Source organism: Streptomyces cyaneofuscatus, from assembly GCF_042718795.1.
Classification (GTDB): Bacteria; Actinomycetota; Actinomycetes; order Streptomycetales; family Streptomycetaceae; genus Streptomyces; species Streptomyces cyaneofuscatus_A.
This window is the reverse complement of record NZ_JBHXOX010000029.1, coordinates 114,631-125,239: the sequence shown is the minus strand read 5'-3', so window position 1 is coordinate 125,239 and position 10,609 is coordinate 114,631. Positions and strand designations below refer to the sequence as shown.

Below are 10,609 nucleotides of genomic sequence, written 5' to 3'. Positions count from 1 at the left end.
TCCAGCGTCAGGTCATCGGCGAAATGCCGGTCACCGGTCGCGTCGGGCACGTACTTCACACAGACAACGATCCTCAAGCTCACGCCGGCTCTCCTGCCTACCTGGGTGTGGTTCCCTGCCGATCGGGTCCCACCTGGGTGTGGTTTCTAAGGGTGACCTTATGGTACTCAGTACCCTCTGTAAAGGTACCCAGTGCCAAAATCCTCCTTCCGGTGTTACGTTTCGCCGCATGAGCGAGGCACGCGGACCCGAGAAGAAGGCACCCATGCGGGAGGTGCTCGCCCAGGCGGCCTTCCAGCTCTTCCTGGAGCGGGGCTTCGAACGGACGACGGTCGACGACATCGTGGCGCGGGCCGGGGTGGGGCGGCGCTCCTTCTTCCGGTACTTCCCCTCCAAGGAGGACGTGGTCTTCCCGGATCATGAGCGCTGTCTCGCCGAGATGACGGAGTTCCTCGCCGCCGTGGACGACGCCGATCCGGTGGGTGCGGTGTGCGACGCGGCGCGGATCGTGCTCCGGATGTATGCGGCCGACCCCGAGTTCTCCGTACAGCGCTACCGGCTTACTCGGGAGGTGCCCGGACTGCGGACGTACGAACTCTCCGTGGTGCGCCGCTACGAACAGACGCTCGCCGGTCACCTCCGGCGCAGCTTCGGGGCGGACGGTGACGGGGAGCTGCGGGCCGAGGTGATCGCCGCCTCCGTGGTCGCCGCGCACAACAACGGGCTGCGGCTGTGGCTGCGTTCGGGCGGGGCGGGGGACCCCGAGGCGGCCGTGGACCATGCCCTCGACCTGGTGCGGGACGTGTGGGACCGGCCCGCCGAGCCCTCGCCCGCGCTGGAGAAACGGGTGGGGAAACAGGCGGGGAAACAGGCGGAGGAACCGGTGCCTGCCGGCGGCATCACCGCCGGATCCGGCGACAACGAGGTCATCGTCATGGTGGCCGCCAAAGGCACCCCCATGTGGCGCGTCGTGCAGCAGATCGAGGCGGCCGTCGGCGAGAGCTGAGCGGTATCGGCGGCGGGACCGAGCCGCGTCCTCGGCGCGTGAGCGGCGAGCGCGCGGCAAGAACTCGGTAATAATCGGCACTCAGTGCCTTTACTCTTCGGCACTCAGTGCCATATGGTGCGGACGCGCCGTCAGCCAGGTGCGGCGCGTCCAAGTCGAGCGCAGGGGGTCGATCCGTGTCTCAGGCAGCAATGGGCACCGTCCAGAAGGCGCACGAGGAGTGCGGCCTCTCCTACAACCGCTGCCGCTGGTGCGGCACCGCCTCCTTCCGGCGGTTGCTCTGCCCGGTGTGCGCGTCGAGCGAACTGGAGCCGGAACGCACCACCGGCCACGGGGTGGTCGTACGGACCGCCGTGGTGCACCGCTACACCGAGGCGGCGCGCAACGAATCCCTGGTCCGCTTCGCCGAGGGCTTCGTCTTCCGCTGCCAGGTCGTCGGCGCCGCACCGCAGATGGTGACGGTCGGCGCCCGGGTGAAGCCCCTCGCGGGGGAGGAGCCGGACTCGGGCGCCGTGGTCCTGGAGCTCTGCGAGCCGCCGGGGCAGCGGGACTGGTGACACCCGCGCACGTCAGCCGTTCACGGGCCGGCCGGGGCGCGGGTGTGACCGGAGCGTCTCGGTCAGCCGCCGATCTGCTTGCTTCAGCCGATCCGCTTGAGCAGCTCCTCGGCCAGCGGTGTGGCGGACGCCGGGTTCTGACCGGTGACCAGGTTCCGGTCGGTGATCACGAACGGTGCCCAGGGCTCACCCTCCTGGAAGTCCGCACCGAGTGCCACCAGCCGGTCCTGGAGCAGCCACTTGGCCTTGTCCGCGAAGCCCGCCTGGGTCTCCTCGGTGTTGGTGAAGCCGGTCAGCCGGTAGCCGGCGAACGCGTTGGTGCCGTCGGCGCCGGTGGCGGCCAGCAGCGCCGCCGGGGCGTGGCAGACGACGCCGAGCGGCTTGCCCGACGCCAGGGTCTCGGTGAGCAGCCGCCCGGAGGCCGGGTCCACCGCGAGGTCCTCCATCGGGCCGTGGCCGCCCGGGTAGAAGACGGCGTCGTACGCGTCCAGGTCCACGTCCTCCAGCGCGACCGGCCGCCGCAGCTCCTCGAACGCCTCCAGCCCGGCCGCCACCTTGTCGGCGCCCTCCTGGCCGCCGTTGACGTCGGGGGCCAGGCTGCCGCGGTCCACGGTCGGGACGACGCCGCCCGGGGTGGCGACGACCACCTCGTGACCGGCGCCGGTGAACACCTGGTACGGGGCCACGGCCTCCTCGGCCCAGAAGCCCGTCGGATGGGCCGTGCCGTCCGCGAGGGTCCAGTGGTCCGCGCCGGTCACCACGAAAAGGATCTTTGCCATGTCGTACATCTCCGTCGGTCGGGGTGGGCTGACCTGGCCGACCGTAGGCCCGGTCCGGCCAGGATCCGCGTCCGGCCGACGTGTGCCGGAAAGTGGGTTCCGACGGGTCGGCGGTGATCGGCCGGACGGCGGATCGCCTGCCCGCCGCAGCCCGTCCGAATCATCCGGAGGCTTCCGGCGAATCACCCGGAGGCTTCCGGGTGGCTCAGCCCGCGAGGGTGCTCGTCGGCCAGCGCACCGGTCGGGCCCGGATTGACCCAGGTCGAGGTGCCGAACAGGACCCGGTCGCGGGCCATGCCCCGGGCGTGGTGGAGCAGCGGCTCCCCGCCCGATCCGGGCTTGGGCAGGTGGCGGGGCCGGTGTGAGGAGAACTCCAGCTAGACCCCCGGGTGCCGGGCGGCGGTGAGCAGCATCTCCCGCACATCGGGCCAGCCCGCGTGCCCGGCGACCAGCAGCAGCTCGCGGTGGCGGCCCGCCAGCGCCTCGACCGTGCGCCAACTGTCCGGGCCGCTGGGATGGCTGCGGGCGAAGTGGTGACCGGTGGGGTCGGCCGGGTGGCAGGAGCACATCGACCGCGTCCTGCCGGCGCCGGGTGAGGGCGTAGCGGTACGCGGTGTGCGAGGCGCCGAAATACCGGCAGAACGAGGCGGAGAAGACGTCCAGGTACTCGGGAGCGTTCTCGCCCAGCCGGTTGAGGTAGACCCGCCACCCCGGCCGCCCCGCCCCTGATGCAATCCACCACGCTGCGGGGGGTGTTGTCCCTGCTGTGGAGGATGACCCGGGTGCCGCTCCAGTACGCCTGATTGCCGCGCACGCTCTGCCCCTGCTCGTACTCCACCAGCGCCACGTCCGGCCGAAGCCCGGAAAGGCTGCCCACGGCGGTCGGATGCGGGCAGCCGCCCGGTACGGTGACGCTCGGATCGCCCCGGAACAGATCGACAATCGCCTTGCGTATCAAAGGTGAGGCTGTGAATGTACTGAACCATGTGATCGGAGCGCGCCTGCCCCGCCGGGCGGGCGTTCACTCCCGGTGTGGGTCCGGGCGATCGAAGGCGGGGCTCAGGCGGAATTCCTTCTTCTTACGACAGCTACTCTGGCGCGTAGACAGTTCGCGCGAGAATGGGATTTCCCGCCCGGGACCAGGCTTCGGTGCGCACGTTAAGGCGCTGTGAAATCCGCGGGAACAGTGGGCCCGAGCCGCACGGAGGGCGACACGGTGGCTAGTGGCGACCCGGGGCGCCGCCATGTATGTGCGTTCCAGTCTGGTGGCTACTCAAGGCCGTACGAGGGTGAATCATTGCGTGAGCTCCACCCCGAATCCGGGCCAACAGTAACCGCAGTGCCTCCATTTGTCACGCAGCGGATTTTTACCCGGGGGTCAAGAATATGCCGGGGAAATTGACGCGTCCTTTGTGCCTGTGCGCATTTTGCGGCCGCTGTCCGACATTCGGTCCTGCGCCGGATATGTCAGGTTTCACCCGGGGTGAGGGCGCCTGGCGGACCGTGCTTAGCTGGAGCCATGATCGATGACTTCCTGTACGGGACCGCCGGGCACACCGGACCGCTCGCCGAGGTCGAGGCGGCCGTGCGCGCCGCGGCCGCGGCCGAGATCATGCCGCGCCACCGGAAGCTCGCCGCCCACGAGATCATCGAGAAGAGCGGCCCGCACGACCTGGTCACCGCCGCGGACCGGCTGGCCGAGGAGCACCTCACCGCCGCCCTCACCAAGCTGCTGCCCGGTTCGGTCGTCGTCGGCGAGGAGGCCGTCCACGCCGACCCGGCGGTCTACGACGCCCTCGGCGGCGACGCCCCCGTCTGGATCGTCGACCCGGTCGACGGCACCCGCCAGTTCGTCCGGGGCGAGGCCGGTTTCTGCACCCTGGTCGCCCTCGCCCTGCACGGCGAGGTCCACGCCTCCTGGACGTACGCACCGGTGCTCGGCGAGATGGCCGTCGCCGTACGCGGCCGTGGCGCCACGCTGAACGGCGCGCCGATACGGTCCGGTTCGCCCGCGCCCGGCGACGTGCTGACCGTGGCGATGTCGCACCCGGACTACACCACCGAGGCGCAGAAGCGGGCCCTGCTCGGCCTGCGCACCGAAGGCATCGCCCCCCGCCCCTGCGGCTCGGCCGGGCTCGAATACCTGGCGGTCGCCCGTGGCGACCAGGACGCCGTGGCCTTCAACTGGGAGCTGGCCTGGGACCACGCGGCGGGCCTGCTCCTGGTCACCGAGGCGGGCGGCGCCCAGGCGACCCTGTCCGGCGCCCCGTACCGCATCGCGGGCGGCAACGACCTGCCGTTCACGGCCGCCCGCGACGAGGCCACCGCCCAGCGCGTCCTGGCCGCCCTGAGGGCGGGCGGCTGATCCGCTCCGGGTGGCTGACCCGCCCGGGTCGGCGGATCTGTTCCGGTCGGCTGACCCGTCCCGGGCGGCGTACCCGCCCCGGTCGGCTGACCCACCCCGGGCGGTTGACCGACCCCGGTCGGCTGACCCGCCCCGGGCGGTCCGGCCGGCCCGTGTCCCGGCCGGGCTCCGGGCTCCGGGGTCCCCGGGTCCGCGCTGTCGGTGGGCCCGAATACCCTGGGGTTCCGCCTGCCGGCCGACGAAGGAGTCCCAAGGTGACCTCGATGCTCGATGCGGTCGTCGTGGGGGCCGGGCCCAACGGGCTGACCGCCGCCGCCGAACTGGCCCGCAGGGGCTTCGCCGTGGAGGTCCACGAGGCGCACGACACCGTCGGCGGAGGCGCCCGCACCGAGGAGCTGACGCTGCCGGGGTTCCGGCACGACCCCTGCTCCGCCGTGCACCCGCTCGGCATCGGCTCGCCCGCGTTCCGCGCGATGCCCCTGGCCCGGCACGGCCTTGAGTGGCTGCACCCCGAGGTCGACCTCGCCCACCCCTTCCCCGACGGCACCGCCGCCGCGCTCACCCGCTCCGTCGGCGCGAGCGCGATGACGCTGGGCCCCGCCGACGCGGGCGCCTACCGCCGCCTCGTCGCCCCCTTCACCGGCCGCTGGGACACCCTGGCCGCCGACTTCCTGCGCACCCCCTGGGACGGCCTGCCCCGAGATCCGTACCGACTGGCCCGCTTCGGGCTGCTCGGCCTCCAGCCCGCCTCCTGGGTCTCCCGGCGCTTCCAGGGCGAGAAGGCGCGCGGCCTCTTCGCCGGGCTCGCCGCCCACGCCATAGCTCCCACCAGCGGCTTCGCCACCTCCGCCATCGCCCTCGTCTTCGCGCTCGCCGCCCACGAGAACGGCTGGCCCATCCCGCGCGGCGGTTCGCAGGCCATCTCCGACGCCCTCGCCTCCTACCTCCGCGAACAGGGCGGCACGATCCGCACCGGCAGCGAGGTCAAGCGGCTGGACGAACTCCCGCCCGCTCGCGCCTACATCTTCGACACCTCGCCCTCCGCGCTCGCCCGCATCGCCGGCCTCGGCTCCGCCTACAGCCACTACCGCTACGGCGCCTCCGCCTTCAAGATCGACTACGCGCTCTCCGGCCCCGTCCCCTGGACCGCCGAGGCCGCCCGCCGCGCCGGCACCGTCCACATCGGCCCCGACGCCCGCACCATCGACACCGCGCTGCGGGCCGCCGTCGAGGGCCGCGACCCCGCCGTCCCCTTCCTCATCACCGCCCAGCCGAGCCTCACCGACCCCTCCCGCGCCCCCGAAGGGCGCCACGTCTTCTGGGTGTACGGCCATGTCCCGGCCGGCTGGGAGGGCGACGCCACCGACGTGATCGAACGCCAGCTGGAGCGCTTCGCCCCCGGATTCCGCGACCTGGTGCTGGCCCGCGCGGTCTCCGGCCCGCCCCGACTCGCCGCCCGCAACGCCAATTACGTCGGCGGCGACATCGCCTGCGGAGCCTTCTCCGGCCTCCAGACCCTGATCCGCCCCAAGCTCGCCCGCGTCCCGTACGCGACCACGCACCCGGCGGTCTTCCTCTGCTCCTCGGCGACCCCGCCCGGACCCGGTGTCCACGGCATGTCCGGCCACCACGCCGCCAAGGCCGTATGGCGTCACCTGCGCGCCGCCTGAATCAACCGCCGTGAGCGGCGCGGTGCCGTCGCCGGGCCCGGTCCGCGCGAGCGGGCGGCGCGGGCACGCGGAGCGCGGCATGATGTCCGCATGAGCACCTCCGTCACGCCCGCGGTCCGCCTGGTCCGCGGTGACATCACCGACCAGTCCGCCGACGTCATCGTCAACGCCGCGAACTCCTCGCTCCTCGGCGGCGGCGGGGTCGACGGGGCCATCCACCGGCGCGGCGGCCCCGAGATCCTCGCCGCCTGCCGGGAGCTGCGCGCCTCGCAGTACGGCAAGGGCCTGGCCACCGGCCGGGCCGTCGCCACCACCGCCGGCCGCCTGGCCGCGCGCTGGGTGGTCCACACGGTCGGCCCGGTCTTCTCCGGAGCCCAGGACCGCTCCGCGCTGCTCGCCTCCTGTTACCGCGAATCCCTGCACCTGGCCGCCGAGCTGGGCGCCCGGACCGTCGCGTTCCCGGCGATCTCGACGGGCATCTACGGCTGGCCGATGGACGACGGCGCGCGGATCGCCGTGCGTACGGTGCTCGCCGAGACCGTGGCCCCGGTCGAGGAGGTGCGGTTCGTGCTCTTCGACGCGCACGCGTACGTGGAGTTCGAGGAAGTCCTCGCGATGCGCGGCTGACACCCGGTGGCCGCGGCGGCGGCTCCACGGGCCCACCACGGTCTGCGAGCCCACGGTCTGCGGCCCCCGAGGCCCATGTCGGATTTCCGCCAGCCAGGCCGCTGACCGGTGACCCATCCTGGAACCATGCACACCGACACCGAGCGCTGCGTGCGGGCCGTCCAGTCCAAGGACGCCCGCTTCGACGGCTGGTTCTTCACCGCGGTCCTCACCACCCGGATCTACTGCCGCCCCAGCTGCCCCGTCGTGCCGCCCAAGGTCCGCAACATGACGTTCTACCCGAGCGCCGCCGCCTGCCAGCAGGCCGGATTCCGGGCCTGCAAGCGGTGCCGCCCCGACACCAGCCCCGGTTCCCCCGAGTGGAACGCCCGCGCCGACTCGGTGGCCCGCGCCATGCGGCTCATCCGGGACGGGGTCGTCGACCGCGAGGGCGTCCCGGGCCTCGCCGCCCGCCTCGGCTACTCCGCCCGCCAGATCGAACGCCAGCTCCTCGCCGAGCTGGGCGCCGGACCGCTGGCCCTGGCCCGCGCCCAACGCGCCCAGACCGCCCGCGTCCTCATCGAGACCACCACCCTGCCCCTGGCCGAGGTGGCGTTCGCCGCCGGGTTCTCCTCGATCCGGACCTTCAACGAGACCGTCCGCGAGGTCTTCGCCCTGGCCCCCGGCGAACTGCGCACCCGAGCCGCCCGCGGCCCCCTCGCCCCCGCCACCCCCGGCGTGATCGCGCTCCGCCTCCCGTACCGGGCCCCGCTCAACCCCAGCAACCTCTTCGGCCACCTCGCCGCGACCGCCGTCCCCGGCGTCGAGGAGTGGCGGGACGGCGCCTACCGCCGCACGCTGACCCTCCCGTACGGCCGCGGCACCGTCGCCCTCACCCCGCAGCCCGGCCACATCGCCGCCCGGCTCTCCCTCACCGACCCCCGCGACCTCACCCAGGCCATCAGCCGCTGCCGCTGGCTCCTGGACCTGGACGCGGACCCGGTCGCCGTGGACGACCGGCTGCGTACCGACCCGCTGCTCGCCCCCCTCGTCGAGGCGGGACCCGGCCGCCGGGTGCCGCGTACGGTGGACGGCGCCGAGTTCGCCGTACGCGCGGTCCTCGGCCAGCAGGTCTCCACCGCCGCCGCCCGCACCCACGCGGCCCGCCTGGTCACCGCGCACGGCGTGCCCGTCGAGGACCCCGAGGGCGGGCTCACCCACCTCTTCCCGACCCCCGAGGCGCTGGCCGGACTCGACCCGGAGTCGCTGGCCCTGCCGCGCACCCGCCGCACCACGCTCACCACCCTGGTCGCCGCCCTCGCCGACGGCACGCTCCGCCTGGGCCCCGACACCGACTGGGAGCGGACCCGCGCCGAACTCTCCGCACTCCCGGGCTTCGGCCCCTGGACGGTCGAGGTGATCGCCATGCGGGCGCTCGGCGACCCCGACGCCTTCCTCCCCACCGACCTCGGCATCCGCCGCGCGGCCGAACGCCTCGGCCTCCCGGCCACCCCCGCCGCCCTCACCGCACGGGCCGCCGACTGGCGCCCCTGGCGCGCGTACGCCGTCCAGTACCTCTGGACCGTGGACGACCACCCCATCAACCACCTGCCCGCCTGACGGAGGAAGCTCCCCATGCCTGCCAAGCAGCACACGGTCGTCGACAGCCCCTACGGCCCGCTGACGCTCATCGCCACCGACGGCGTCCTCTCGGCCCTCTACATGACCGACCAGCGCCACCGCCCGCCCGAGGAGACCTTCGGCGTCCCGGACCCGGAACCCTTCCCCGAGGTGATCCGCCAGCTCACGGCGTACTTCGCCGGCGAGCTCACCACCTTCGACCTCCCGCTCGACCTGCACGGCACCCCGTTCCAGCGGAGCGTCTGGGCGGAGCTGAGCAGGATCCCGTACGGCGAGACGCGTACGTACGGCGAACTGGCCGAGGAGCTCGGCAAGCCGGGCGCTTCGAGGGCGGTCGGCCTGGCCAACGGCAAGAACCCGGTCGGCATCATCGTGCCGTGCCACCGGGTCATCGGAGCCTCGGGCAGCCTCACCGGATACGGCGGCGGCCTGGACCGCAAGCAGCGGCTGCTCGCCTTCGAGAGCGGCGGCCGGCGGAGCGACGGGGTGCAGGCGCTGTTCTGAGACGGAAAGGGCTGGGGCGCGCCGGCACCTGGGAGCATGGCTCCCGGGGGCCTGCCGGCACCTGCACCGGCACGCCCCCGAGCGGCTTCACCGCCGTCAGCCGGTGAAGATCTCCACAGCCGTCCAGAGCGCGAGGCCCAGCATGCAGATACCGCCGATACGCTGCACGGTCTTCAGCGGTACGCGCTTGGCGATGAACTTCCCCGCGAGCAGCGCCAGCGCCGAGACGGACATCAGGGCGGCGGCCGACCCGATCGCGGTGGACCAGGTGCCGTTGCTCGCCGCCAGGTTGGCGGTGGTGATCTGGGTCAGGTCGCCCCACTCGCTGATGAAGACCGCCATGAACGCGGTCGAGTAGACCGGCCAGAAGCCGGTCACGGTCTTCACCTCGGTGTCGTCATCGTCGTCACCGGCGCTGCCGCGCAGCAGGATGAACGCGCCGAACGCGAAGAGCGAGGCCGAGACGAGCTTGACGGTCCAGTCGGGCAGCAGCCCGATCAGGCTGCCCGCGCCCACGGCGATGGCGACATGCACGATGAACGCGGACGACGTGCCGAACCACACGTAGAGCGGGCGCATCCGCGTGCCCATGGCCAGCGACGCGAACATCGTCTTGTCGGGGAGTTCCGCGAGGAAGATCAGCCCGAAGGCGGTGATGACCGCCAGAGGGTCGAGGTGCATTCCGGGTGGCTTTCTGTGCGAGCCGGGCCCCGGATCTTCGCGAAGCGCCGCTCGGGCTGTTCGGAGGACCACTCGGCCCGGCATGACGGCAGCGCCCACAGGGCGTGGACGTGTCATACAGGACCGAAGGTCTCGCCCGCCCGTGATCATGATCCCCTCAAGGGTCCACGAGCCCGGCCACCGGGAACCCGAAGGCTCCAGTGTGTCGACGACCGGTTTGCGGGGCTACTCCCCTTCGCAGCCGTCAACACTACCCCACCGGGCCCGGCGGGAGGGCAGGTGTTCGAAGCGGGGTGGCCTGGGTAGAGTCGCCGTGATCACCCGCACCAGCGCTGGTCGTCGCCCTCCTCCCTCCCGTCCCTCCCCCTCCTCCCACCGACCGGAAGTGCCGCATGAGCCGCCGCCCCCGCAAGGACGTGCCCGCCCAGAGCGTTCCCCGGCCCACCGTGAGCGTCTGCCGGGGCTGCTGCTGCGGCACGGAGAAGATCCCGGGCGTCGACCACGCCGCCCAGCTCAGCCGGCTCCGGGCCGGCCTGGAGGGCGCCGCCACCGTCCGGGCCGTCGAGTGCCTGGACGCCTGCGAGCAGGGCAACGTGATCGTGGTCCAGCCCTCCGCCGAGGGCCGCCGCGCGGGGGGCCGCCCGGTCTGGCTGGGCCTGGTCAACGACGAGTACGCGGAGCGGGACGTCATCACCTGGGCCTCGGCCGGCGGCCCCGGCCTCGCGGACGCCCCCGACATCCTCGACCTGTACGTCTTCCAGCCCTCGCGCCGGGTCCGGGCGGGGCTGGACGGCTGAAGC

General features: G+C 73.1%; 11 protein-coding genes and 1 pseudogene. 8 read left to right on the top strand and 4 right to left on the bottom strand.

The genetic code is table 11. The annotated features are described in order from the left end of the window. Positions 1 to 83, bottom strand: a pseudogene (locus ACFWRT_RS29620) (electron transfer flavoprotein subunit beta); the annotation flags it as partial. A 182-nt stretch (positions 84 to 265) separates the two neighbouring features. Here ACFWRT_RS29620 and ACFWRT_RS29615 point away from each other — a divergent pair. Further along, positions 266 to 1,006, top strand: coding sequence for a TetR family transcriptional regulator (locus tag ACFWRT_RS29615; RefSeq protein ID WP_380952017.1), 741 nt, complete (start codon positions 266 to 268; stop codon positions 1,004 to 1,006). 191 nt (positions 1,007 to 1,197) lie between these two features. Next, complete coding sequence (locus ACFWRT_RS29610) at positions 1,198 to 1,563, top strand: Zn-ribbon domain-containing OB-fold protein (protein WP_359533523.1); 366 nt, start codon at positions 1,198 to 1,200, stop codon at positions 1,561 to 1,563. A gap of 83 nt (positions 1,564 to 1,646) precedes the next feature. On the opposite strand, the gene ACFWRT_RS29605 is transcribed toward ACFWRT_RS29610, so the two are convergent. Continuing rightward, complete coding sequence (locus tag ACFWRT_RS29605) at positions 1,647 to 2,342, bottom strand: type 1 glutamine amidotransferase domain-containing protein (protein WP_380952007.1); 696 nt, start codon at positions 2,340 to 2,342, stop codon at positions 1,647 to 1,649. 377 nt (positions 2,343 to 2,719) lie between these two features. Next, entirely contained in the window at positions 2,720 to 2,911 is a 192-nt protein-coding gene (locus ACFWRT_RS29600) for a hypothetical protein (RefSeq protein WP_380952006.1), read from the bottom strand. Positions 2,912 to 3,861: 950 nt separating this feature from the next. Here ACFWRT_RS29600 and ACFWRT_RS29595 point away from each other — a divergent pair. The 5 genes from ACFWRT_RS29595 to ACFWRT_RS29575 all read left to right on the top strand — a co-directional run bounded on the left by ACFWRT_RS29595 (position 3,862) and on the right by ACFWRT_RS29575 (position 9,128). Further along, positions 3,862 to 4,707 (top strand): inositol monophosphatase family protein, encoded by an 846-nt coding sequence (locus tag ACFWRT_RS29595; RefSeq protein ID WP_380952005.1) that lies wholly within the window; start codon positions 3,862 to 3,864, stop codon positions 4,705 to 4,707. A 254-nt stretch (positions 4,708 to 4,961) separates the two neighbouring features. Next, complete coding sequence (locus ACFWRT_RS29590) at positions 4,962 to 6,377, top strand: phytoene desaturase family protein (RefSeq protein WP_380952004.1); 1,416 nt, start codon at positions 4,962 to 4,964, stop codon at positions 6,375 to 6,377. A gap of 90 nt (positions 6,378 to 6,467) precedes the next feature. After that, positions 6,468 to 7,004, top strand: a complete 537-nt coding sequence (locus tag ACFWRT_RS29585; RefSeq protein WP_359212486.1) for an O-acetyl-ADP-ribose deacetylase — start codon at positions 6,468 to 6,470, stop codon at positions 7,002 to 7,004. A gap of 126 nt (positions 7,005 to 7,130) precedes the next feature. Continuing rightward, complete coding sequence (locus ACFWRT_RS29580) at positions 7,131 to 8,603, top strand: AlkA N-terminal domain-containing protein (protein WP_380952003.1); 1,473 nt, start codon at positions 7,131 to 7,133, stop codon at positions 8,601 to 8,603. A gap of 15 nt (positions 8,604 to 8,618) precedes the next feature. Next, a complete protein-coding gene (locus tag ACFWRT_RS29575) occupies positions 8,619 to 9,128 on the top strand; it encodes a methylated-DNA--[protein]-cysteine S-methyltransferase (protein WP_380952002.1) in 510 nt (169 codons plus the stop codon). 96 nt (positions 9,129 to 9,224) lie between these two features. Here the strand turns inward: ACFWRT_RS29575 and ACFWRT_RS29570 are convergent, their stop codons facing one another. Then, positions 9,225 to 9,809, bottom strand: coding sequence for a TMEM165/GDT1 family protein (locus ACFWRT_RS29570; protein ID WP_380952001.1), 585 nt, complete (start codon positions 9,807 to 9,809; stop codon positions 9,225 to 9,227). A gap of 392 nt (positions 9,810 to 10,201) precedes the next feature. Between ACFWRT_RS29570 and ACFWRT_RS29565 the strand changes: the two genes are divergently transcribed. Further along, on the top strand, positions 10,202 to 10,606 hold the full coding sequence (locus ACFWRT_RS29565; RefSeq protein ID WP_380952000.1) for a (2Fe-2S) ferredoxin domain-containing protein: 405 nt from the start codon (positions 10,202 to 10,204) through the stop codon (positions 10,604 to 10,606). The last annotated feature ends 3 nt before the right edge of the window (positions 10,607 to 10,609 follow it).